This is a genomic window from Stieleria bergensis (assembly GCA_007745635.1).
GTDB classification, from domain to species: Bacteria; Planctomycetota; Planctomycetia; order Pirellulales; family Pirellulaceae; genus Stieleria; species Stieleria bergensis.
On the sequence record CP036272.1, the window covers coordinates 4076461 to 4100397 of the forward strand.

The 23937-nt window shown below is 54.2% G+C and carries 19 protein-coding genes and 1 pseudogene; 10 read left to right on the forward strand and 10 right to left on the reverse strand.

The annotated features are described in order from the left end of the window. Window positions 1–2 precede the first annotated feature (2 nt). Window positions 3–2708 carry a serine/threonine protein kinase gene (locus SV7mr_RS14260; RefSeq protein WP_145273338.1) on the forward strand — a complete coding sequence of 902 codons (2706 nt, stop codon included), beginning with the start codon at window positions 3–5 and terminating at the stop codon, window positions 2706–2708. 55 nt (window positions 2709–2763) lie between these two features. Here the strand turns inward: SV7mr_RS14260 and SV7mr_RS14265 are convergent, their stop codons facing one another. The 4 genes and pseudogenes from SV7mr_RS14265 to SV7mr_RS14280 form a co-directional block, all read right to left on the reverse strand. Then, window positions 2764–2982, reverse strand: coding sequence for a hypothetical protein (locus tag SV7mr_RS14265; RefSeq protein WP_145273342.1), 219 nt, complete (start codon window positions 2980–2982; stop codon window positions 2764–2766). Between the two features lie 293 nt (window positions 2983–3275). Next, window positions 3276–4363, reverse strand: a pseudogene (locus SV7mr_RS14270) (IS3 family transposase); the annotation flags it as partial. Window positions 4364–4413: 50 nt separating this feature from the next. Further along, window positions 4414–5364 (reverse strand): hypothetical protein, encoded by a 951-nt coding sequence (locus SV7mr_RS14275; RefSeq protein WP_145273346.1) that lies wholly within the window; start codon window positions 5362–5364, stop codon window positions 4414–4416. Next, window positions 5361–5885 (reverse strand): hypothetical protein, encoded by a 525-nt coding sequence (locus SV7mr_RS14280; RefSeq protein WP_419187392.1) that lies wholly within the window; start codon window positions 5883–5885, stop codon window positions 5361–5363. Before SV7mr_RS14280 ends, SV7mr_RS14275 begins: the two co-directional genes overlap by 4 nt. A 981-nt stretch (window positions 5886–6866) precedes the next feature. Between SV7mr_RS14280 and SV7mr_RS25905 the strand changes: the two genes are divergently transcribed. From SV7mr_RS25905 to SV7mr_RS14310, 7 genes are all read left to right on the forward strand, one after another. Further along, window positions 6867–7211, forward strand: a complete 345-nt coding sequence (locus tag SV7mr_RS25905; RefSeq protein ID WP_473163693.1) for an integrase core domain-containing protein — start codon at window positions 6867–6869, stop codon at window positions 7209–7211. A 977-nt stretch (window positions 7212–8188) separates the two neighbouring features. Then, on the forward strand, window positions 8189–8365 hold the full coding sequence (locus tag SV7mr_RS25430) for a hypothetical protein (protein ID WP_419187393.1): 177 nt from the start codon (window positions 8189–8191) through the stop codon (window positions 8363–8365). Continuing rightward, window positions 8362–8856, forward strand: coding sequence for a DUF2924 domain-containing protein (locus SV7mr_RS14290; RefSeq protein WP_145273357.1), 495 nt, complete (start codon window positions 8362–8364; stop codon window positions 8854–8856). The genes SV7mr_RS25430 and SV7mr_RS14290 overlap by 4 nt, the downstream gene beginning before the upstream one ends. After that, complete coding sequence (locus SV7mr_RS14295) at window positions 8853–9605, forward strand: recombinase family protein (protein ID WP_145273360.1); 753 nt, start codon at window positions 8853–8855, stop codon at window positions 9603–9605. The genes SV7mr_RS14290 and SV7mr_RS14295 overlap by 4 nt, the downstream gene beginning before the upstream one ends. Window positions 9606–9701: 96 nt before the next feature. Further along, window positions 9702–11102, forward strand: coding sequence for a DUF1501 domain-containing protein (locus SV7mr_RS14300; protein WP_145273363.1), 1401 nt, complete (start codon window positions 9702–9704; stop codon window positions 11100–11102). Further along, window positions 11071–11916 carry a hypothetical protein gene (locus SV7mr_RS14305; protein WP_145273366.1) on the forward strand — a complete coding sequence of 282 codons (846 nt, stop codon included), beginning with the start codon at window positions 11071–11073 and terminating at the stop codon, window positions 11914–11916. The genes SV7mr_RS14300 and SV7mr_RS14305 overlap by 32 nt, the downstream gene beginning before the upstream one ends. A gap of 80 nt (window positions 11917–11996) precedes the next feature. After that, entirely contained in the window at window positions 11997–13826 is a 1830-nt protein-coding gene (locus tag SV7mr_RS14310) for a sucrose phosphorylase domain-containing protein (protein ID WP_419187394.1), read from the forward strand. Window positions 13827–14036: 210 nt separating this feature from the next. Here SV7mr_RS14310 and SV7mr_RS14315 read toward each other — a convergent pair whose 3' ends face one another. Together SV7mr_RS14315 and SV7mr_RS14320 are read right to left on the reverse strand one after the other, a co-directional pair. Then, window positions 14037–14495 carry a hypothetical protein gene (locus SV7mr_RS14315; RefSeq protein ID WP_145273372.1) on the reverse strand — a complete coding sequence of 153 codons (459 nt, stop codon included), beginning with the start codon at window positions 14493–14495 and terminating at the stop codon, window positions 14037–14039. Beyond that, a complete protein-coding gene (locus SV7mr_RS14320) occupies window positions 14492–14896 on the reverse strand; it encodes a DoxX family protein (protein ID WP_145273376.1) in 405 nt (134 codons plus the stop codon). The genes SV7mr_RS14315 and SV7mr_RS14320 overlap by 4 nt, the downstream gene beginning before the upstream one ends. A 143-nt stretch (window positions 14897–15039) precedes the next feature. On the opposite strand from SV7mr_RS14320, the gene SV7mr_RS14325 reads away from it, so the two are divergent. Both SV7mr_RS14325 and SV7mr_RS14330 read left to right on the forward strand, forming a co-directional pair. Further along, window positions 15040–15645 carry a TetR/AcrR family transcriptional regulator gene (locus SV7mr_RS14325; protein ID WP_145273379.1) on the forward strand — a complete coding sequence of 202 codons (606 nt, stop codon included), beginning with the start codon at window positions 15040–15042 and terminating at the stop codon, window positions 15643–15645. Between the two features lie 87 nt (window positions 15646–15732). Further along, window positions 15733–16425, forward strand: coding sequence for a hypothetical protein (locus SV7mr_RS14330; RefSeq protein ID WP_145273382.1), 693 nt, complete (start codon window positions 15733–15735; stop codon window positions 16423–16425). Between the two features lie 417 nt (window positions 16426–16842). On the opposite strand, the gene SV7mr_RS14335 is transcribed toward SV7mr_RS14330, so the two are convergent. The 4 genes from SV7mr_RS14335 to SV7mr_RS14350 form a co-directional block, all read right to left on the reverse strand. After that, a complete protein-coding gene (locus SV7mr_RS14335; RefSeq protein WP_145273385.1) occupies window positions 16843–18405 on the reverse strand; it encodes a sulfatase in 1563 nt (520 codons plus the stop codon). Window positions 18406–18421: 16 nt separating this feature from the next. Beyond that, window positions 18422–20209, reverse strand: a complete 1788-nt coding sequence (locus SV7mr_RS14340; RefSeq protein WP_145273388.1) for an arylsulfatase — start codon at window positions 20207–20209, stop codon at window positions 18422–18424. A 40-nt stretch (window positions 20210–20249) separates the two neighbouring features. Then, a complete protein-coding gene (locus SV7mr_RS14345; protein WP_419187395.1) occupies window positions 20250–21722 on the reverse strand; it encodes a sulfatase in 1473 nt (490 codons plus the stop codon). Between the two features lie 223 nt (window positions 21723–21945). After that, complete coding sequence (locus SV7mr_RS14350; protein ID WP_419187396.1) at window positions 21946–23703, reverse strand: sulfatase family protein; 1758 nt, start codon at window positions 23701–23703, stop codon at window positions 21946–21948. Between the last annotated feature and the right edge of the window lie 234 nt (window positions 23704–23937).

Sequence of the window (23937 nt, forward strand, 5' to 3'; positions counted from 1 at the left end):
AGATGCCTCGCGATGACAAGCAACTGCCGAGCGATGAACACACCGAGTACCTTGCGGAATTAGCGGATGAATTTAGCCAACGCCTGCGTGATGGAAACCCGCTGGATGTGGAGGCTCTGATCGAGCAGAGACCTGAAGTTGGCGACGAGGTTGCAGAGATTTTGGAAACTGCTGCGATGCTGGAACGGATGCGTGAGCAACAAATTCTTGCTGCCGGAGGGCCAGCGATCGGGCATCGTGTGCCGGACCACCTCGGCGAGTTTGAAATCGTCCGAGAGATCGGTCGAGGCGGCATGGGAGTTGTCTTCGAGGCTGTTCAGCAGCCGCTGAATCGGCGAGTCGCTGTGAAAGTGCTTCCGAATGCCGCTTTGTGGGACGCTAGATCGATCGCCCGATTTCGACGTGAAGCGGAAACCGCAGCGCGTCTTCACCATTCGCACATCGTCCCGGTGTTTGGAGTTGGCCAGCAGGATGGCTGTCACTTCTACGCGATGCAATTCATCGAAGGCGAAACACTGGCCTCGCTGATCGAGTCAGGGAAGAAAGGAAAGCCAAAGCGTGAACGAGGAGCCGTGGCAATTGCGGAATCGACCTTTCGCTCACGTTTCGGACTACCTTTGGAAAGGGACGCCTACCAAAGGTCGATCGCGGAAATGATCAGCGAAGCTGCGGACGCACTGGATTACGCACATGCTCAGGGAACGCTTCATCGGGATATCAAGCCGTCTAATTTGTTGCTCGATCTTCACGGGCACCTTTGGATCGCTGACTTTGGACTGGCACTGCCCGTTGACGACTGGCTCGGCAGTCACACAGAAACCGTCGCGGGGACGCCTCACTACATGGCCCCCGAACAGTTTGACGGGCAACCGGAGCAACGAAGCGATGTGTATTCGCTAGGGCTGGTGTTGTTTGAACTGCTGACGCTTCAGTCGGCATTTGGTTCTGCGAATGTTCGTCGAAATGTGTCGCCACAAGTCCCGTCTCTACGTTCCATCGATCCGGCGATTCCTAACGACCTTGAAACAATCGTGTTGAAAGCGACAGAGCTTGAACCGTCGGACCGCTTCGCAAATGCAGGTGACTTCGCCGAGGATTTGAGGCTATTCGTCGCTGGCCGCCCCATTCGTTCAGTGCGCACCAGCCCAGTCCGGCGCCTGTCGATGTGGTCTCGCCGCAATCCGGCCATTGCCCTGGTGTCAGGAATCGCAACCACACTACTTGTGGCACTGATCACAACATTGGTTGTTTCCAATGTTCAAGTCCGAAATGCCAACGAGTCGTCGGAGGCGTCGGCTCGCTTAGAGTTGGCTCATCGTCATAGAGCAGACTTGGCAGCAGACGTTGCCTGGGAGTCACTGGAGCGAATTCTTGCTCGCACCATTCCTGAAGGTGAACTTCTCCGTAACGCAGGCGTCAATTCGTCCGGCAATGGCAATGCGCGTCTGCCTTTGTCAAAAGACACAGCTGAGCTGCTGCAAGAGTTGCTGACGACCTTTCAAAAACTCGCCGTTCAGGATCAGCGAGGCAAGACTTACCAGCGAATCATCATCGCAAAGTATCACGCCGGGACAATTCTCGGGCTGCTGGGGAAACTTCGCGAGTCTGAAGACACATTCGATTCCGCTCTTCAACTGGCTGAGTCAGTTCCATCCGACGAGGATCAGACGGATGCCAGCGCACTGAGAATCCAGCGAGCAAGGCTTTGGAATGCAAAAGGCCGGCTCGCACGCACGCGACGAGACTTCCCAGCCGCCCAAGATGCACACACGATTGCGATCAATCTCCTCGAAAATGTGTTGCGTGAAAACTCGGGAACTCTTTCATCCGATTTACAAGACTCCGATTTTCAAAACACTGTGCGGCTTGAAATTGCAACATCTCGTTATGCCATGGCTCAACGGATGGATGTGCCGCCTTCATCGAATGGACGCAGCCGTATCATGCGACTGAGCGGCGATCGCGACGAGACAATCAGTACGCTCGATCAGGCGTTGAGCCAACTGGAAAAGCTCTCTGAGTCATCTGATGAGGCCGTGTTGCTGCTCGCACGATGCCGCCTCGAAAAATCTGCCTTACTTCGACGCTGGGAACCCGAACAGTCAAAATCACTGTATGAGTCTGCCATCGTGACGATCCGGCAGCTTTCAGAGAAACGTCCGGCCAATATTCAAATCCTCAGCGCACTGGCTCTTGGTTTGTCGACCGGAGTTGCCAGAGATCGCCAGCTTGACGATCAGCAAGTTCGTGACTTTGAAGAACGTGTCAGCGAATCCATTCAGCATGCTCAACAACTTACCAGCCAACAACCGCATGCCCCACAGTTTCAATACCTGCTCCAGCAGTTGCGACACAAGCACGGCACGCTCTTGTCTCGCCTGAACCAGAATGATCAGGCAGAACAGAGATATCGGACCGCCCGCGGCGAATTAGTCTCACTTGAGTCCATGCATCCGGATTTCCCGGTTTTTGCACTTCGACGGGCCTTCATTGAGCAATCATTAGCCCGACTACTCATTGAGTCGAACCAGGACAACCAAACAACGCGGACTGAGGCGGCTCAGCTCCTGTCGACATGTCACCGGACCATCAGTGACCTACACAGTCAATCCGAGGACAGTAGCTTGCGTTCACGTCTTGACGACATACAAAGGCTCTTTGACAAATTGGGAATTCCCAACCCTGATCACGTACACCTCGAAGACTAAAATCGACGATTGGCTCAAACGTTAAAACCCTCGACGACCAAGAGGAGAAAACTGCTTAGGAACGCCAGATGAGACCCATCGCCCATAGCGTGCCAAGAATTGCAACGACCAGCCCACTGAACTGGTAGAAGCGATGCACCGCGTCCCCGTCGCCCCAAAGGAGTCGGGATCGCGCGACCAGCAGTCGGTAGACGATGAACTCGCTTTTCATGGTGCCGCAGACCAGCATAAACAGCCCGACTGCAGCCATCAGAATTCCAAAGGTTTGGTGCATGAGTGAGAGTTTTCCTCTTCGGTTATTTCAAAGCTGACACGGGCGCGTCAGTCAGTCGCCCGAATCAAGCGAATGTGGATTGGCTGGGGAAGTGCCAGCGTGAAGTCAAGCGTATCGTCATCGGTCAGTTTGTAGCGAAGCGTGATCTGACCCTGAGTGCCGTTGGAATGCCCCCGAAACTTGGTCCAGGGTTATGAAGGTAGGGATTGGGTTACTGAATCACATTCGTTGTGCCGCTTCGACGTAAGGAGCGCAGCGACTGGAGTTGAAGCGGCACAACGGGTCGCGAACTCCGCAGGAGTAAGCCCGCTCAGCGAGCTGTGGGGACGTCGATGGTTGTACGTCGATCTCCATTGCCCGATTACCTGTTGCGCTTCGGCAAGCGTGCTGAACGCTTCGCAGGACAAACACTCGTCACGAAACCGGCTGTGGAAGCTCTCGACATAGCCGTTCTCCCAGGGGCTACCTGGTTCAATGAACGATGTGCCGACATCAATGCGTCCAAGGAAATCGCGGACGCGGCGACTGATGAACTCTGGTCCGTTGTCACTTCGGATAAATGCCGGAATGCCTCGAATTGCAAACACATCCACTAGAAGGGCAACCAAGTCATCGCCGGTGAACCGGCGTGAGACCTCCAAGGCGATGCATTCTCGTGAGTACTCATCGATCAACGAAAGGATCTTCACTGACCGCCCATTGATTGTTCGATCAAAGATAAAGTCAATCGACCAAACGTGATTGATGCGTTCGGCGCGGCGACGGCAGATCCCTCCTGAAACGCTTCCAAGCCTGCGTTTCTTCGCCTTTCTTCGTGGCACTCGAAGACCTTCTCGTTTCCAAAGCCGATAGATTCGTTTGTAATTCACTGTCCATCCTTCGCGGCGTAACATCCGCGTGATCATCCGGTAGCCGTAGCGGGGGAATTCTCGAACCAGTTCGTAAATGCGGCGAAGCAATCGCTCTTCGTCGCTCTTGGATTTCGCTTGGTACCGATGAGTACTCCGCGGTTGGCCAAGCGTTTTGCATGCCCGACGTTCTGACACTGCAAAGGATTTCTGAGCCTTTGCAACAGCCTCACGTCGTCGCGTCGGGCTCAGAAGTTTCCCTCTGCGGCCATCTTGAGGATCTTCTTGTCTAGCTCGGCCTCGGCGAGAAGCTCTTTGAGTCGTTGATTCTCGACTTCAAGCTCACGAAGTCGTTTTGCTTCATCCGACTTCATTCCGCCATACAGTTTCTTCCAACGCTCCCAGGTCGTTACGCTGATTTCAAGCGTTTGAAACACCTCGGCCTCTGTCTTGCCCGCCGCCATCATCGCATCGCCTTCTTGAATCGCCTTCACGATCTGCTCGGGTTTCCGTCGTTTGCGTTTCTTAGTCATAAAAAGTCTCCTTTGGCCGGCTCGGCCGGTAAACCTTCATAACAGATGGATTAGTTTTTGGGGAGCACGCCACCGTCGCCATCGGTGTAGCCAAGGTTGAGGACGGCTGCGTCATCTTTCTCAAAGGTCCAGGTGCCCAGGTGACACGAGCCAGTGCTGTCGGCGCCGACTTGAAAGATGTCGCCATTGGCCGCGTTGACGCTAACCAGTGAGACCGATGAGCGAGCTGGATCGATTGATTCTGCTTCGATCACTCGGTTTTTGATTTTCCACTGAAACGACAGCTTCAGGCCTTCGCCTTTTGAGCCTTCGTCGACCCATGTACCAATAAGACGATCCCAGCCCGATCGCTTCAAAGCGTCAGCCAGAGTCTTCGGCTTTGGCAGTTTAGCGTCACCGTCATCATCTTTCTTTTTTTGTGGTTTGGCCTGGGCAACGGTCAGGATGAAGTCGTTGCTGAATTGGCCGCTTGGGTTTTGCAGTTGCAGTAAGTGCATGCCGTCTTCCGGTCGCTGCTTCAAGTTGATCGAGATTCGTTCGTTCTTTTTCATCGCGACTTCGCCGTCGACTCGATGTCCATCGACGAAGATGCGAGCCTGCTGGTCGACGTGGCGTCCACTGACCAGCACTTCAGATTCACCGGGATACAACACGGGGAATTTTTGCTTTCCGCGTTGCTTTTCGATCGGGCCGACCGTCCAGATGGCTGGCTGAGGATGTTCAACGTCACAGTGTTCTCCGTGGCGAGCGGTGAGTGTGATTGTCAGTTTTCCCGCGTTAATGTCTGTCAGGAGCTGATCTCGTTTGAACGACGATTCACCGGATTGCTCGTGGTATCGACCATCGTCGCCAAACTGGTAGTGGATTGCAGAGGATGAATCGTCGCCACTGCGGACACCATCGCCCTGGAGCACGACAGCACCTTCTCGCGACGCTTGTTCAAGAGCGGCCAGCAGTTTCAACGTCGATTCATCAGCAATCGAGTCTTTGGTCAGCGTCACCTGCCGGGCAAACGCGCCTGATGAGCCGAGTAGAAAGCCGACAAAGCACTGGCGAACGATCGCAAATCCTTCGATGAGGTACGCGGCTTGGCCGCCGGCAATTCAATCCGCCGGTAAGACGAACGACCCCCGATCACACGGTCCGCCAATGCGAACCGAGTCGCAACGCGCCACACTTCGGGTCTTGCCAGACGCGTCAGGATCGCGACGTCGTAACGGCTTTCATATTGTTCCAACTCCTTCAAAAACTCGTTTTCGCCCGCCCTGCGACATTGCTGAAAGATCGCTAGCTGCGACTCTTCGCCCACCATCGAATGAAGGTCGTGAAGCGTCAATTCGACACGCTGTCGAGACTCTTCATCGAGTCCTTGGTACGCCGCAATAATCGAATCCACATCCGTTTCGGCCAACTCGGACCAATTCAATCGCATCGGAACATTCAACATTCCGACCATCTCTTCCAATAATCCGTTCGAGGTTTGCCGAAACACCGTCCGCGGATTGAAACTACACGACGCCATTTATCTTCCCCGTGGGGTCAAAAAACTCAGCCGAGCACTAAACACTGCAAAAAGGCGACTTCCAAACGTTTGTCAGGCATACATCTCAGCCGAACCGACGTGCTGTCGACGGCGGTAATGTTTCTGCGATCGTTCTAACCGGAACGCAGGCAAGCTCCGAGTGCTTTCACGCTTGCCCACCCAGGTTTACATTTCGTTTCGCACCAATGAGCATCTCGGGTTTTCCGAACCACCGAGACGCCGATGAAATTCATTCTGCAACCGTGGCAGTTGATGCTGATCATTCTTGCCAGTTGGGTCAATCGACAACAACAAGAAGTCATTGAGTACCTTCGCACCGAGAATGCCGTTCTCAAAGAGAAGCTCGGCAAGAAGCGTATCTTGCTAACCGATGACCAACGTCGCCGCCTGGCCGTCAAAGGCAAGATCTTGGGACGCAAACAACTCTCCGAGATCGGTTTCCTGTTCACGCCGGACACGATCCTGCGATGGCATAGTCAGTTGGTTGCCAATAAGTGGGACTACTCCGATCGAAAACAGAAGAAAACCGGTCGACCAAGAACGCGGCCGGAGATCGTCGACTTGACCGTGAAGTTCGCAAAAGAGAACCCGACTTGGGGCTACGACCGTATCAGCGGTGCGTTATCGAACGTCGGTTACCACATCTGCGACTCCACCATTGGAAACATCCTCAAAACGCACGGCATTGAGCCGGCACCGGACCGAAAACGCACAGGATCGTGGGAGACTTTTCTGAAGGCGCACTGGGACGTAATGGCATCTATCGACTTCACCACTGTGGAAGTATGGACCAAGGGCGGCCTAACAACATTCTATCTTCTTTTTGTCATGGAGCTTAAAACCCGCCGCGTCCACTTCGCGGGCTGCACCACCAATCCGAACGAAGCGTGGATGAAAACGATTGCCCTCGAACTGACCAACCACGAGGACGGTTTCCTCAATGACAAGAAGTACTTGATCATGGATCGTGATGCGACATTCAGTCAATCCTTTCGGGACTTCCTACGCAACGACGGTGTGAAGCCTGTTCGGTTGCCACCGCGGAGTCCGAACTTGAACGCGCACTTGGAAAGATTCTTCGGATCTCTGAAATCCGAGTGCCTCTATAAATTGATTCTCTTTGGCGAGACCGCGACGCGCAGAGCTGTTCGATNTTTCCTCGTTCATTATCACACCGCTCGTAATCACCAAGGCTTAGACAACGAGCTGATCATGCCGTTGGATAGTCCACCGGACATCGATGCCGAGATCGAAACGACTGAACGCCTTGGAGGTTTGCTTCGGTCGTACCGACGCGCGGCTTAGCTCCTCCGGCCTTCACTCGCTCCGCACCACTCCGGTCTCATAACATCGGGTAATATCTGCTGCGCGGTGCCGCCGTTTTCGATCACTTTTTGCCGGTGCCGTTCTGCCTGCGCTCAAACTCGACCGAGAATCGGATCACATCTACCCAAGCAACCTCGGAATTCATCGGACAAAGTGCGCGTTCGACTTTTTTGACCCCACGGGATACGAACAGTCAAAAGCGCGACATCTGGCGGGGCTGAGCCTATAACCCCGCGGTCAGGCTGACAGAGATAGCAGAGAGTTTGGTGGAAACGCAGGGCACAAGACGTCACATCGTGTGGAAACGATGTCGCGTAGTGGCGGGAAACAGAGACGTTTCAATCCTAGAAAACTACCGTAAGTCGTTACGCCGATTGCGGATAAGTCGCACGGACTCTCTGCCGGAGCATTAAAAAACCCCTCGGTCGTAATGGAATACGAACGAGGGGTTTAAGTTGTGGGCTTCGGTCGGTTTTCCAAAGAATATGTGAAAGGCGGATGAGGTGATTCTTTGGGGGCAGTTACCTCTGAAGTTTCTTTCCAAAGTTCGCGGATTGTTGCGCCTTGTCGCTTCGTGGTGGGGGATGCGAGGTGGTGGTTTTGCTCGGTGGGATTTTTTGGGCGGCGTTGCTCGGGAACGGCATAGGTTACCTGGCCAGGTTGTTGAGTCTGGCGAGGTGACTTGATGACTCGTTCCAAAAGGTGACGCTATTTCTGAATCGGATTCTTTGCCCACGCTCGCGCCGCATGATCGGCGACGGGCGGTCGCGGTGCTGTTGGCTCGGGGTGTGTTGCGGTGGCGACTGCGTCATCCGATGCCGACTTCTGGGATTTCTGCGAACTCTTTACCCGAGCGGCTTGAGCTTTCGGACAACTCACCGCTCTCTGTTCCAAACGCTCTCTCGGATCGGCCGAGAGACGATTCCGATGGGAACAGATTAACGGTGGAGACCTGAATGTCTGAAACGAATGATGAACAAGTCGCGGCCATCTTGGCTCGCGGTGTCGCTCGGGTGCGAGCGATTGAAACGGACGATACTTGCGATGTTGATGATCGCGATGTTGATCACCGGGCAAAGCGTGATGGCCGAAGCGAAGTGAAGAACGAAAAACGATCGGAGGTGACGCGATGACGCCTGCGATGCGTTTGGAGATTGCAAAGCTGCAAGACATGTCCGTCGACCAGTTGTTGACGAAGTACGAAGACGTCTTCGACGAGGTTTGCCGAAGCCGTCATAAGCGATACCTGGTTCGCCGCATCGCTTGGCGGATGCAGGTCAACGAAGAAGGCGGGCTGAGTGTCGAAGCGAGACAGCGGGCGCGGCAGCTTGCACAGAACGCGGACGTTCGTGTGACGCCGCCCAAGGAAGAACTGTTGACTCAGACGCGGTACGCTCCGGTCGAAGAAGACGGCTACACCGATTGGGATCCGCGATTGCCGCCGCCGGGCAATTATCTGGAACGGCAACACCGTGGCAAAACCATCCGCGTGTTGGTGCTGACCGACGGGTTCGAGTTTGAAGGCCGGCGATACCGTTCGCTCACGGCGATCGCCAAAGAAGTTACCAGCGGCAGTTACAACGGGTTCACGTTCTTTCGACTCGGACGGAGGAAGAAGCAATGACGAAAACCAAAGCAGAACAGCCGAAGAATATTCGGTGTGCGATCTACACGCGCAAGTCGACCGAAGAAGGACTCGATCAGGAATTCAACTCGCTCGACGCCCAACGCGAATCGTCCGAGTCGTTCATCGCGAGCCAGAAACAAGAGGGATGGGTCGCGCTGCCGGCACGGTACGACGACGGCGGGTTCTCCGGCGGCAACTTGGAACGGCCGGCGATGAAGCGACTAATGGCCGACATCGAAGCGGGACTGGTGGACTGCGTTGTCGTTTACAAAGTTGACCGGCTGAGTCGATCGCTGCTCGACTTTTCACGAATCATGGGAACGTTTGACGAACAAGGCGTCTCATTCGTTTCGGTGACGCAGCAGTTCAACACGACGCACTCGATGGGCCGGCTGACGCTGAACATCTTGCTGTCATTCGCCCAGTTTGAACGCGAGATCATCGGCGAACGCATCCGCGACAAGATCGCCGCCCAGCGCCGCCGCGGCAAATGGGCGGGCGGTATCCCGGTGCTGGGGTACGACGTCGACCGCAGCGGGCCGAGTCCGAAGTTGGTCGTCAACGCCGACGAGGCCGCGCAGGTTCGCCGTATCTTTGCCATGTACTTGGAACACGAATCGTTGATGCCCGTGGTCCACGAACTGGAACGTCGCGATTGGCGGATGAAGGTTTGGCGAACCAAGAGCGGCAAAGCCAAAGGTGGTCGCGACTTCGACAAGTCATCCTCAACCTCGACGAAACGGTGACGAAGTCGTGACAACGAAATCCCAGGAAAATGGTGGCAGGGAAATGATCCTGCTGAAATTTTCCTGCCACCATTTTCCTGCCAAAAAAGAGCAACGATGCAGACAACAGACCTACTCAAACGTCGTGAATTCCTCCGACAGGGAACGTTGGGTATTGGATCCCTCGCATTGTCTCATTTGTTGACGACCGAAGTTCAGGCAAGCGGGTTGCACCACGCGCCGCGTGCAAAGAACGTAATCTTTCTGCACATGGTCGGCGGACCGTCGCAGATGGACACGTTTGACCCCAAGCCTGAACTAGACAAATGGGATGGCAAGAGCCTGCCGTCTGAGTTGACAAAGGGACAGAAATTCGCATTCATCACTCCCGAAGCCAAAGCGATCAAGTCACCATACAAGTTTGCTCCTCGCGGCGACTGTGGCATGGTCATGTCGGAGCTGTTTCCTCAGTTGGCAACCGTTGCCGATGAGCTAACGATGATTCGCAGCATGCAGACCAACGAGATCAACCACGGCTCGGGTGAACTCTTTCTCCACACCGGCCACGGTCGTCTCGGCCGACCAACCTTTGGGGCCTGGACGTCGTACGGACTGGGCACGGAGAACGAGAATCTGCCCGCTTACGTTGTGCTCAAGGACAAGCATCCCAACGCTGGGCCTGCCGCCTGGAGCAGTGGTTTTCTGCCGTCGAGACACCAGGGCGTTGAATTCAGGACTGGCGCGAAGCCGTTGTTCTATCTTGAGAATCCGACCGGTGTGAACAGCGGACGGCGCAAAGACGTCATCGACACACTCGGCCAACTGAACTCACTCGCTTTCGATCGCTACCACGACCCAGAAATTGAAACTCGCATCAACCAGTACGAACTTGCGTACCAGATGCAAACATCGGTACCTGAACTAGCAGACTTCGCCAGCGAACCCGACCACGTCCTCAAGATGTACGGACTCGACCAACAAAAGGCGGGCCAGGACTTTGCCAAGAACTGCCTGCTTGCCCGGCGACTTGTTCAGCGCGGCGTCCGATTTGTTCAGATCTTTAACATGGGGTGGGATCATCACCAAAGCATCTACAACGCACTTCCGAAGTCGGCGAAGAAGGTCGATCAAGCCTGCGCAGCACTCATCAAGGACCTGAAACAACGCGACCTCCTAAAGGACACGCTCGTCATTTGGGGAGGCGAATTCGGCCGCACTCCGATGGTCCAGGAGAACAATGCGGGCACCGGCGCCAAGACTCCTCCAGGCCGCGATCACCACAAAGAGTGCTTCAGTATCTGGATGGCCGGTGGCGGAATGAAACCCGGTCTCACCTACGGATCAACTGACGAATTTGGATTTGGCGTCGCCGAAAAACCCGTCCACGTTCACGACTTCCACGCCACGTGCCTCCACTTGCTGGGCATTGATCACGAACGTCTCACCCATCGCCACCAGGGCCGTGATTTTCGATTGACCGATGTGCATGGACACGTCGTCCACGACATCATTGCTTAACGCGAACGGCACGCCGTTCTCTACTACTAAACGTTACGACGGTGACATCCAAAAACTGAACGCTGTCTATAAAAAGAACTACCAGTCATTCGATGATCTGGGGACGAAGGGTGGCATCGCCTATCCCACCGGATACTTCACCTACTCGAACAACAAGAACAGCGCCACCGACCAGGAAGCCCTGATCGCTGAAATCGTCGTCAAGGTCAACCAGCTTGGGCACAGCGAAATTCGCAAAGTGGATTCGGGCCACATGGTGCTCGGTTGCTACGTGATAGGCGTCACGTATTCCGCCGAACTTTGGAAGCGGATCACTCCCTACATCGATGTGTTGGCACCACAACACTTCAGCGAAACCCACAAGATCAATCCGGTGGTGAAAGCCACCGGCCTGCCTGCGCTGCTCAGCGATCAGGTGTTTGGCAACGTCTATCCGGAAGCACTCCTCAAGGCCGGCAGAACGCCTGGGCCTGTTCCTGATCACTTGGATCGCCGCGTGCTCTATCACTTACTTTCCCGTCGACTGGCCGCCGATCCCGACTTTGTTGGTGTCTCGTTCTGCGCGTGCCTGCACGACAACGCTCATACCGTTGCCGCCTACGACCGTGGGCAACCAGGTTTCTTCACCATCGACAACGAACCGAGAAGCAAGACGATCGCTACCGCCCAGGAGGCAAACGAGTTCATTTACAAACACGTTCGCCAACCACTCGGCGAGACAGCGATCAAGAAGCTCGACGAGGATTACCACGAAACGATCACGGCTTATCAAGCGATATCAAAAAGGCGAAACGCGTTCCTTGGAGAACAATGACCGTCGATCCTGGTCAGAGTCTCGATGAAAGTGACCATTTAGGAAACTCAGACAATCATTACTCAGCAGAGCCCCCAGTTATGAATGGACGAACACGACTCGCAAGCATCTTCACTTTTTTGGCCGCTGTTTCGGTCGCGTGCGCGAGTCTGGTCAGCGCCGCCGGGAATCAGCCGAACATCCTTCTTATTCAAGCCGATGACCTTGGCTTTGACGATCTGTCTATCAACGGAAACACCTGCTCTCGCACGCCAAACATCGATCAGCTGGCTGAAACTTCGGTCCGTTTCAGCAATTTCATGGTCAACTCCGTCTGCTCTCCGACCCGCGGTTCGCTATTAACGGGACGCGACTACTGGCGGACCGGCGGTGAAGGCTTGCATGGATGCAAAGAGTTTCTGCATCTGGACGAACGCACCTTTGCCAACGCTTTTCAGGATGCGGGCTATGCGACCGGCATGTGGGGCAAGTGGCACAACGGCAAGGCGGACGGCTACTGGCCATGGGATCGCGGGTTTGACGATGGCTACTACGCCAAGCTCTATCAGTACTTTCCGAGCAGCGGGTATTACAACGGGTATCCAAAGCAAGTGGTTCATGAAGGTGAATGGTCTCCCAAGGTGCTCACGGATTACACCATTGATTTCATTTCCAGGAACAAGGACAACGAGAAGCCTTTTCTGGCGTATTTGTCTTTCCTGACCTGCCACTCGACTTGGAACACTCCCGATCGATACAGGAACAAGTATCTCAAGGACGGTCAGAGTGACACGTTCGCAACCTTGCTGGGGATGCTGGAGTTCATGGACGACCAGGTCGGGCGTGTGCTTGAGCACCTTTCCGATTTGGGGTTGGATGAAAATACAGTCGTCGTGTTCATCAGCGACAATGGCCCCAACAAAGGCGGCTCCAAGAATCACAAAGGTGCCGACGTGTTGAGCGAAGCCGAATGGGCACTGAGAAACAACCATGGTTTCCTGGGCTCGAAATCAAAGCTCTGGCAAAACGGAATCAAGTCGCCGCTCTTTGTTCGATGGAAAGGCAGGTACCGGCCCGCCGATGTCGAACGACTGGTGACGGTGACCGACGTCTTTCCGACGTTGCTGGACATCGCCAGCATTGAGCTACCCAGGGACAACCCAGCACTCGACGGTCGCAGCATCAAGCCCTACTTGGAAGGCGATACAAAATCACTCGACGAGAAACGCGCGGTCTTCACTCATTGGCATCCAACTTGGGAAGGCGATCACTACGATCCCTTGCAAGACAAGACGGCGCTCGATGCTGCGAAGCAGAAAATGACGCTCATCAACGAGCATTACAAACTGATCCAGAACGAGTATGCGGTACCGGGCTCACCCAAGCACAGAAAGGGCGTCATCCTGATTGACCTCAAGGCGGATCCGATGGAACGGACGAATGTCGCGGAAACCCATCCACAGATCGTTCGCACGATGCAGAGTGAACTCAAGCTTTGGTTCAGCGACGTCGTTGGATCCTTCCATTCGTTCACGCCAACGGTTTTTCAAATCGGTTGGAATGGAAAGGCGTCGTCAGAGGTGTTGGCATTTGGACCCTCCAAAACGGTTGGCGTCAAAAATACCAGTCACGTCGCCACCGGTTGGGATGCCGTTGGCGACCATGCCGAGTACCGCATCCACGTGCATCGCGCGGGAACCTACAACGTCTCACTGAAGCGTCTCGCCAAGAAAAACGAAACTACCGCAGTGGTGGTCGTCTCGTGTAACGGAAAAGAAGTTCGCTCTAAGTTGAAACATACAAGCAGTCAGCTGCTTGGAGCGATGCACCTTGACGCTGGCGAGCACACTCTGAGGGTGGAGATCGCTGCAATTGAATCAGGTGAACCGTCCAGCCTACAGATCAAAGCGTTGAAATTCGACCGGTCTTGATAGCGGGTCGCTGGGCTCGGTGAGTTCATGCGCGAGTGGTGTATCGTTGGAGCGCAACGCGGACGTCGAGATTGGTCACCGCAAAGCTTCGAAATGAATGCAAGAGAAACGCCACGGGAACGCAACGACGTTTATCATCTCAGCGGCACTCGTGATTGCCCTCCACGCGGTGGTCATGGCCCTGGTGAGAAGAGCCTTCACTGGTACCACTTAGAATTTGAAGCGGAAGTGGGCAAAGAAACTGAAGGCAATGGCGGACGCGCAAATCAAAGTCATCAAAGTGCCCGGCACAAAATTGACATGACCGCCGAGATCCATGAACAGGAAGTACCCGATATCCGTCAAACCACCGACGATAGCGGCGAGGAAGATCGCTGCGGTTGAACGTCGCCAGATACAGACGGCGCAAACGGTTGTAAACACGCCAATCCACGATAAGTTGAATCCGTGCTGGTTGATAATGGCACCGGCAGCATCAGGGTAAACAATCTCAAGCGTTGCTGGGTTAACCGCATCGGCGATTCCCATGACGGCTTGTGGCGTCTCGTTGCCGATGGTTAAGACACCAGCAAGGACATGCACCACCCCCCAGATCACCCACAGCACCGCAGCGATTCTCAACAGAGCGGTGGCTAGTCCTTTTGAGCTTGATTTGTCCTGTGTATTCATGCCGATTCTCCCGCAGGAGTGTGAACTGTGACGAGCTGCAAACGTCGTGTTGCTGGACGCAGAAAGTATGACGCGGCGGCGATGCCAAGTATGACCAGCGGGACGATCGTCTCTGCAATCGGATCACTCATGAACGCATGAGACGCGGAAGCGCCGAGGAGATCGAATGTGAACCCAGCGTAGGCCCACTCTTTCAGAAGCGGAGCACCGGGGATCAGCAAGGCAACCACGCCGAGAACCTTGGCAACACCAAGAATCGTCATCAAATATTCGGGATAACCCAGGGCTGTGATTGACTCTCTCATCTGTTCGACACGCAGCAGGTTCATAGCACCGCTTGCCGCCATCGCCACGCAGAATAGGGCCGTTACGGCCCAATAGCCCACCAATTGCTTATTCATATCTCTGATTCGTTTGCGGATTGTTTGCACCGAGATTGCGAGTTGACCGTTGGGTCAACCATTTGAAGACTATGGTGAGTTGACCCAGCGGTCAAGACTGAAGTAGACTGCCGTGATTCGAAACAACGAATGCTTCGCTAAAGATGGGAATAAAGTTGAAGCGACTGACCAGAGACGACTTTGTCCAGCAGACCTGCCGATTGCTCAATGAGCGCGGGCGGACTGATTTCACTTTGTCGGACGTACTCGATTCGTGCGGAGCGAAGAAGGGATCGCTCTATCACTTTTTTCCGCGGGGGAAAAACGAGCTGGTTGTGGCGGCTGTCAACCAGATGGCCGGTTGCGCCGTTGCCCATCTCGAGTCATGCTTCGAGGCCGAGGCTTCGGTTGGCGATGCCGTGGCTAAACATGCCTCTGATTTATCAAGGCTTGTGGAAAAGCCAGGCCAACCGATGGCCATTCCGTTCTCCGCGATCGCAGCCATCACTGGCGATGACAACGAAGAGGTCACGCTTGCCTGCCAACAAGCATTGCATCGGCTCGAGTCGGTCTTCTTGAAGCAACTGAAGCAAGACGGCCTGAAAGCCAGTGATGCCAAAAAGCTCGCTACCTTCATCATTTCATCGATTGAAGGGGCCTTTCTGGTTTCCAGAGTTCGTCGATCAGGACAGCCGCTACGACAGGCTGGCCCGAATTTGCAGTTCCTTGTGGCGACTACGATAGAATCAGAAAGAACGTCGCACCGTTGAGGATTCGTTCTAATCGGTCCCGTGGGGAACCGATTCTTCCAATCCGCCTTTCAACCCTTCTCACTTACAACACCTGAAACGAATCCTATGAGAACCGCAATCTTCCCGTCCTTGCTCGTTTGCCTAGGATTCACTGTCAGCACCTTTCCGTCGGGAAGGGCACAGGCCAACGAGTACGAGCCTGAGCTGTTTCAATCCATCGAGCTGATTTACGAGGAGCAATTCGACAAGGATGCCCCCACACCGAATCCCGAGCATTGGGTGATTCGTCAGGAGACGCAGTGGACGGTGAAGGACGGAGTGATGACCGGAGCAATCGCCACCGTAGAGTATCAAGAGAAGATGAGGGCGATTGGAGACGGACACGATGGAACACGGCCCGTCATCTTTCTGAAGCCCGTTCCGAAAGCGTTCGTTGTGCAAATGCGAGTGCGCTACAACGAGACAGACAAGAAGGGCCGTGACAGAGGTTCTCTGCTTGATCTTGGCCACCATGTCAACTCGTTCATTTTCGGTGAAGAACAAACAAAGCTGACGCTTCAGAAAGAAATGAAGATCTTCATCAAGGGAGATTTTTTTCCGCTTAACAAGTGGAATGACGTGACCATCGAGATCAAAGAAGGCTTCCTCCTGATTCAGGTCAACGACCGCAAGGAAGTCATCAAAGACCCGCTGGTCACACTCAAGACAGATAGCGCGGTCCAGCAGATCGACTTCAAGGGTCAGGATTTCGGAACGGTGCAGATCGACTGGGTCAAACTTTATAAGGGAATCGAATGAGGTTCTCTAAGCGTTGCACATTACGGCTCGACCTGATCGTTCGACATTCGCCGTGAATTTCCGAATTGTCTCTTTTTTGATGGCCACGATTCATCGCCGAGGTGCCATTTTCCGATGTAGCGAGACTTGTAATTCTTGGCCATGAGGGCTTCGGCGTCCGATAAAGTTCCGATCCCTGACAAGTCAGATCCATTCACCGAAGGTCATCGACAAGGATGAGCACAACATTCGGCCGAGCTGATGCTGGCCGCAGTCGCGAGAATCAAAAAGACGAGAGTCTTGGAGGTCATGATTAGGCTGGAACTGGATTTTGGGAATAGCCGCCGCAAGCACTTTGATGGATAGCTTGCCTACTATTGTTCGTATGGAAGTTTTACTATTGCGTGAGTTGCTGCAACAAATTTCTTTTCGGCGGAGTTAGTTGGTTAGGAACTGCTTGCCCTGAGTAAACGCTACGTGCTGGCGGTTCAGCTGAGCGAGCCTTTTCTCTGTGTCCGCATAGGCAGGATCCCCTGACAGATTCCTCTGTTCCTGTGGGTCCGTCTCGTAGTCATAGAGTTCGCTGAATTCGGGCTTGGCCGCCAAACGGATGCCCTGCCGCGCCTTGTGTTTCGCACCTTGATACCAGGTGACATAGCGATATCGCTTCGTTCGAATCGCGATGCCAGAATACCCATTGCGCCGGTAGACACTGGCAGCGAAATCCTGGACGGCATCGCTTCTGCCTTTCAGGATCGGAACGAGACTCTTCCCATCGATACCTTTCGGAATCGGCAATTCGGTCAGCTCGCAGAGTGTCGGGAAAATGTCGATGAAGTTGACCGGCGAGCTATTGGATTTGCCGCCCGGAAATCCCCCACGGACGATGATCAGCGGTGCGCGCGTGGATTGTTCATAGTTTGTGTGCTTTCCCCACAGTTGCTTGTCGCCCAAGTGAAATCCGTGATCGCCCCAAAGGACAATCATTGTATTCTCATCGAGTCCGGTCTCTTTGAGTTTCGCAACCAGTTTTCCGACCTGCGCGTCGACATACGAAACACATGCGAGATACCCGTGGATAAGTTCCTTTTGGATTGCCATCGAGATGGGACCGTCCATGGGAACGCCGCTGTACGTACGGGCTTCGACATAGGGGGTCTCTGCACAAGCAGGCGCGGCATCGGGGTACTGTTGGAATGGAGCGATTTGCAGTTGCTCGCGATCATAGAGATCCCAATACTTCTTGGGTGCGACAAACGGGAGGTGTGGCTTCACAAACCCGATCGCTAGAAAAAACGGTTTGCCGGAGTCCTTCAGTTTCTCCAGTTGCTCAATTCCTCGGTTTGCGATGGCTCCATCCTTGTACGCGTCATCGGGGACGTCATAGCATTCCACCGCTGGGGCACCGCCGTGATCACGTACATAAGTGCGAAGCGGCTTGCCGAGAAGTCCCTTGCTCTTGCCTTGTTTCGTTAGCTTTGAAACCAAACTTTTCAGTGCAGGGTCGTGATAGTGACCGCCGATGGTCGGCCCACTTGAGCGATGGTTGAATGGGTTTTTCCCGAAGAATTGCGTCCAAGAAACTGCGTCCTGCGGTCCGTCCCAATCACCTTCCACATTGCGTGGGTCGAAGATTTTACCGGTTCCGATTGTCACATAGCCGTTGTTCTTAAAATGCTGCGGCAACGTCGGGATGTCGGGGTACTTAGGACGAAATTTGTCGCGTTCTTCCCCCATACCGTAGATCCCCAACGTATCCGGATAGTAGCCCGTCAGTAGGCTAAGACGCGATGGTCCACACAGTGCCTGTTGACAATGGGCGTTGCGGAACAGCATTCCGGCTGCTGTGAGGGCGTCGATATTTGGCGAATGAACGTGTTCGTTTCCGTAACAGTTCAGCAACGGCTTCAAATCATCAACCGCAATGAACAATACATTCTTCTTCTGCGCTTGTGCAGGAAACGCAAGGGAAGTAAGCAAGAAGAACAGGCAAAATCGCATTAATCAACTCTCGTATTTACTGATCAATTCGGGTCAACAGCATCAGGCGAAAATCCATCACCTGCGAACCAGGAATCTCTACAGCTCGCAGCTTCAGTGTGCCCTGGCCTTTGGTCAAACGGATGTTCCCGAGTGTCATGCGTTTGAAATCCTTGACATACGATTCCATCCGCTCGTAGCGATCGTGCTCCATCCCCGTCAGTGGTGGATCGTGCGGCTCGGTGATTTGTCCGGTAAGAACACTTTCACGGAAGCTCAATTCCACGGTCGAGCCGACATCTGCCTTCGGACAGGTGTAGAACAACTCCACTTGATAGATTCCGGTCTTGCCGACTTTGCAGTCCCAGGTGATCGAATCCTCGACGCTTAACCAATTGCGAAAGAAGGAATCGTTGGGCCAGCGGTTGGACCGCTCAATATTTCCGTGACCGATTCCGTCTCGCGCCGGAATCTGCGTCCGCTTCGCATCGGCGTGCCCGATCACAAACGGACGCTCGTCGAATTGCTTTCCAAAGTCAACGAGCATCTCGGCGCGGAATTTATCCGCGACCTGCTTTAGCTTTGCCACGACTCCCGGCTGCTGCTCGTTGATCGCCTCTCGCTGCCCGGGGTCGCTGGGGATATCGTAGAGCTGGCCTTGATGATCGAGCCGGTGTTGCTGGGTCCTGACCGACACTTTGCCGTTCCAGTGATGCACCAGTGTGCGATCTTGCCGGCCGTCGGAACTGCCGCTCAGTAGCGGTGCGAAGCTGATTCCGTCGAGCGGCTTTGTGCCGGTTACTTCAACACCCGCCATCTCGGTGAGGGTCGGCAGCAAATCCATCGCCGAGCATATTTGCGGGATCATCGTTCCCGCCTTGATCTTGGCTGGCCAGCGGATCAACAGCGGCGAACGCACGCCGCCTTCGTCTGTTGATCCCTTGCGGCCACGCATGCTGCCATTCCAACGGGAACCATTGGGGCCGTTGTCACAAAAATAGAGCACGATCGTGTTGTTCGCCAAACTCAGTTCGTCAAGTGTGCTTAGCAAACGCCCGACGTTCCAGTCGATGTTTTCGCACATCGCCAGCGCCGCCCGAGTGTGACCGACCTTTTCGGAACCCTTCTTTGAGTGATCCTGCGTTAGCTCCAGGTCCTTGAACCTATTCCACCACCGATCGGGCACCTGCATCGGCGAGTGGGGTGTGTTGTAAGGCAGGTAAATAAAGAACGGATCCTTTTGATGTTGTTCGATATATTCCATTGCCCGGTTGGTGAGGTCATCAACCAGGAAGCCCTTGCCTTTGACGAGTTGCCCGTTGTGCTCGAGCATCGGGCTGAAGTAGTTGCCCCAATGACCCGAACAGAATCCGTAGAACTCACTAAACCCTCGCGCGTTGGGATGATACGGATACTGCATGCCGCTATGCCATTTGCCAAAGGCGGCTGTCTGGTATCCCGCACGCTGGAACACCTCTCCGATCATTGTCTCGTCGGGGTTGACCCGTTCGCCACCCTCTGATGTGTCGTAAACTCCGCATCGTACGTGATGCCTTCCCGTCAGAAACTCCGCACGAGTCGGCGAACAAACCGGACTCACATAGAAGCGGTCCAACTGCGCCCCGCTTTGCGCCATTGCGTCGATGTTGGGCGTTTGGATCGCCGTGTTTCCATTGATGCTGAGGTCACCCCATCCTTGATCGTCCGTCAAAATCACGATGATGTTCGGACGATCCGCATTTGGCTTTCCGGCGCGACACACGCTTGGATTCAAAACAGTCAGCCCAAAAAAGATAAGAGCGAGGTTGGTCAGTCGTTGTTTCATTGAGTGTCTCTGTTGGCGTGAATTCAAGAGGCAACCGTTCCTATTTCGATTTGTTCTTACGCTTATCCGCATCCCAGACGTTGTAGAGCTCTCGACCGGAGATCACCTGCGGCGCTTCACTCTTGGGAAGCCACTGTTGGGCAAGCTCATGTTTCATGGCAGCGTATTCTGGATTGCTCGCCAGATTGGTCCATTCTTGCGGATCTCTGGCATGGTCATAAAGCTCTTCCGTTCCGTCGAAGTAGCGTGTGTAACGCCAGTCCTTTGCACGCAAGCTGTAATTGCCTCGACCCCAGGTGGTCATGGCTGGATTTTCCTTTGGCTTGGCCGGATTTCTCAACCACGGCACCAGACTCATACCGTCCACGTATTCTGGACACTGCAGTCCGGCAAGGTCACAGAGTGTCCGGTAAACATTGATGAGTCCCACCGGCTCGGCGCAGGTTTCTCCGTTGCCTTTTTGGCCTCGTGGGTCCCAAATGATGAACGGAACTCGCGTCGATTCTTCCCACAATGAAAACTTGGTGTACGATCGCTTTTCGCCGAGATGGAAACCGTGATCGGACCAGAGCACCACAATCGTGTTGTCCATGTAGCCGCTCTTCTCGAGAGCTTCCATAACACGGCCCACGTTGTCGTCGGTGAAGGAGATGCACGCCAGATACCCGCGCCGGACTTCGTCCCAGCAGTCGTGTGTCTCAAAACTCTGAATCACTGTTTCGCGCGCCATCGACCGTCCTACCGGCGGGATATCGTCCAAGTCGCCCTCTTTGATGGGTGGTGGCGCGATCGAGGCGGGGAACCGATCGTAGTTGGCTTCGGGCGTGATGAATTCAACGTGCGGACGAATAAATCCGACCGCCAGAAAGAACGGTTTTTCATGCTTCTTGTCCAGAAAACGAATTGCATGGGACGCCGTGCGGTGGTCCATGAAATCGTCGAGCGGATTCACGCCCGGACAGACCCGCATGTATTTTTTCTTCCTGTCTGTTTCATCCGCCATGAAGCCTTTGCCTGGGGCTCCCTTGACATTCCGGTCACCATACGAAGCATAGTCGTCCCATGTGAGCTCTCTTTCGTAAGTGTTGTCTGGATTGTGAAACACCTTGGTAATGCCACAGGTCGTGTATCCGTTTTCTTTGAACAATCGCGGCAAGTTGGTGTACTGATCCAGAACCTGGCGATCGACATTCTCGAGCTTGTAGAACGGATAGAGCCCGGACTTGTGTGGCTCGACACCCAGAAGCAACGCGTTGCGACTGGGAGAGCAAGCTGGCGCTGTGCAATGGGCGTTGGTGAAGTTGACACCTCGTTTGGCAAGCTTGTCCATGTTGGGAGTCTTGGCCTCGGGGTGCCCGCCCAGGAAACCACACCAGTCGTTCATGTCGTCGATGCAGAGCATCAGGACGTTGGGATACGATTCTTCCGCAGCCACATTGCAGGCAAGTCCGGCGCAGATTGTCATGCTCAGCGCGACGGGCCAGAGCATTGCTGCGAATTTCAATTTGATCATAGGGTGTATTTTTTCCATGCGGGGCTCGGCAATTGTACTAGCAAAGTGTTGACGTCTCTTGCATCGTTAGCAGGCTGTGGCCATTAAGTGCCGGATCATCGGCTCACACAAAAACTGTATTGGCTGTCTTGCCTGGCCATGCGCAAATGAAGACGAAGCACAAACAGCCGCTTTGGTGATGAACCACAGTACTTTCACAAAACTCTCCACTCGGATGAAGCGATCAAAAATCACCGAAGGTGTGTTGCATCGTGGATAGGCGATTGCGAAGGTCTTCTTTCAATTTCTCAAGCAACGCGGAATTGTCAGCACTCGACGCCAGGTTCGTCTGCTCGTAAAGATCATCATTCAAATTGTAAAGCTGATCGGCGTCCCAGTAGGCAGGATACATTTTCTCGGTTTGGTAGTTGTGGTGATCGAGTCCGGTCCAGAAGACCTCACCCGGTCGGGCCTTCATCGCTTTCTCAATTTCAGGTGGGACGCGGTTCGCGATGTATTTCCAATTCTTGGTGACGATGGCCTTCGAGTTCCCCGCTTCGATCAGCATTCCTTCTCGCCAATCGTCGGAATCCGGATGCCCCATCAATTGAGGGACGAAACTTCGACTATGGGGAGCCGATGCGAGGGAGGAATCTCCACTGGCAAGCTCGATCAATGTTGAAGTCAGGTCGATGCTTCCAATCAATGAATCGCAACGCGAGCCAGGTTTGACTTTCGCTGGCCAGGAAGCGATCAGTGGAACTTTCGCGCCGCCTTCGTAGCAACTGTTCTTTCCTCGGCTGCCGTGGTCGCTTGTGAAGAGGACGATCGTGTTGTCACTCAGGCCGTGCTCTTTGAGCTTATTGAGAACGGCACCCACATAATCGTCCATCCGAGTTGCCATGGCGTTTTGTTTCGACACGCCATTTGCCTTGACGCGACGAAGAACATCTTCGCTTGTCGGTAACAAATGTAGCGGGCCATCCAGTAGGCCGTTGGCGGTGACTCGGTTGTCGTACGAACTGACATCGTTGTAGCCGAATGAATACTGGCCATGGGGAACTGGCAGAGAACAGTACAAAAAGAACGGCTGAGCCTCCTGGCCTGAGTCTGCGGAACCGGCGCTTTCCTCGATAAACTTCAACGCCCCTTCGCATTGCCAGTCGAGGTTCACGATGGAATTGCCAAACTCCATGCGATCGACGACATCCCAGCCGAAGCCATCACTCAAGTATTCCAAGCCCGCCCGATAGTATGCCTTGATGCTATCTTCGTATTGCTTCGTGTCTGCATAGGTCGCGTTGGCAACATGTGCCTTTTTGTTGCGTTTTGGCAGAATTTCCTTTGGCATGTTGTGCCATTTTCCAATGATCCCGGTCCTGTATCCCCGGTTTTGAAGTTGCTTTGGGAGGCTGTCTTCGGACCGAAGAATATCCGGTTCCCACTCCAGCGTATGGTGACTTCCCGCCGGTGTACGCCGCAGCAGAGACTCGCCCTGAAAGGCATACCGACCGGTTAGCAAACAGTACCGGCTGGATGAGCACACCGTGCCGTTGACGTAAAAACGCGTGAACAGCATCCCCTGACTTGCCAGGGAATCAATGTTGGGTGTGTAAACCTTGGGGTCAGATGGTTTGGCCGATTTGCCGAGGTGTTTTTTTGCACCACTGGGAGTGGCCCAGACATCCGTCATCCCGGAAGTGACGTTGATCTCGTCCGCATCCAAATCGTCCGCGAACAGGACAACGACGTTCGGTCGTGCAGAACCAGGTTCTTGGCATAGACCGGTTGATTCGGATAGAAATCCGGATGCGATCGCAAACAGAATGAGGTGAAGAAAGATCGGTGCAAACGGCATAGGAATTTTCATGAGGTCAATCAATGTGGCAAATGCCGAGAACTGGATCGAGCGGTCCCACCACCCGCGGAAACGCTTGCTGGATTCTCGATAGCCGGTAATTTTCAATTCAAGCACACGACTTCGATCTGTCTTCAGTCGCACGACTGTCTTGCCTGGTCCATTGTCTACTGAATGTTCACCAGATCAACTGCAAGCTCTTGCGGCGAGTTCCGCATTCCAGATTAGCCTAAGTCGCAAATACAAAGTGAATAGTCACCCACCGCGCGACGTAACAAAAAAAACGTAGATTTTGATCAAATCCGAGCCCCCCAGCATCGGGCAGTCACCGCTGACCGATCCGCTCAACCTCCGTTTGTCCGGCAAAGGGACGAAGTG

Coding starts and splice junctions, on each gene's coding strand:
- SV7mr_RS14260 (WP_145273338.1), top strand. CDS start 3: ATGCCTCGCGATGACAAGCAACTGCCGAGCGATGAACACACCGAGTAC.
- SV7mr_RS14265 (WP_145273342.1), bottom strand. CDS start 2,982: ATGCACCAAACCTTTGGAATTCTGATGGCTGCAGTCGGGCTGTTTATG.
- SV7mr_RS14280 (WP_419187392.1), bottom strand. CDS start 5,885: ATGGCGTCGTGTAGTTTCAATCCGCGGACGGTGTTTCGGCAAACCTCG.
- SV7mr_RS25430 (WP_419187393.1), top strand. CDS start 8,189: ATGTCTGAAACGAATGATGAACAAGTCGCGGCCATCTTGGCTCGCGGT.
- SV7mr_RS14290 (WP_145273357.1), top strand. CDS start 8,362: ATGACGCCTGCGATGCGTTTGGAGATTGCAAAGCTGCAAGACATGTCC.
- SV7mr_RS14295 (WP_145273360.1), top strand. CDS start 8,853: ATGACGAAAACCAAAGCAGAACAGCCGAAGAATATTCGGTGTGCGATC.
- SV7mr_RS14300 (WP_145273363.1), top strand. CDS start 9,702: ATGCAGACAACAGACCTACTCAAACGTCGTGAATTCCTCCGACAGGGA.
- SV7mr_RS14305 (WP_145273366.1), top strand. CDS start 11,071: ATGGACACGTCGTCCACGACATCATTGCTTAACGCGAACGGCACGCCG.
- SV7mr_RS14310 (WP_419187394.1), top strand. CDS start 11,997: ATGAATGGACGAACACGACTCGCAAGCATCTTCACTTTTTTGGCCGCT.
- SV7mr_RS14315 (WP_145273372.1), bottom strand. CDS start 14,495: ATGAATACACAGGACAAATCAAGCTCAAAAGGACTAGCCACCGCTCTG.
- SV7mr_RS14320 (WP_145273376.1), bottom strand. CDS start 14,896: ATGAATAAGCAATTGGTGGGCTATTGGGCCGTAACGGCCCTATTCTGC.
- SV7mr_RS14325 (WP_145273379.1), top strand. CDS start 15,040: ATGGGAATAAAGTTGAAGCGACTGACCAGAGACGACTTTGTCCAGCAG.
- SV7mr_RS14330 (WP_145273382.1), top strand. CDS start 15,733: ATGAGAACCGCAATCTTCCCGTCCTTGCTCGTTTGCCTAGGATTCACT.
- SV7mr_RS14335 (WP_145273385.1), bottom strand. CDS start 18,405: ATGCGATTTTGCCTGTTCTTCTTGCTTACTTCCCTTGCGTTTCCTGCA.
- SV7mr_RS14340 (WP_145273388.1), bottom strand. CDS start 20,209: ATGAAACAACGACTGACCAACCTCGCTCTTATCTTTTTTGGGCTGACT.
- SV7mr_RS14345 (WP_419187395.1), bottom strand. CDS start 21,722: ATGATCAAATTGAAATTCGCAGCAATGCTCTGGCCCGTCGCGCTGAGC.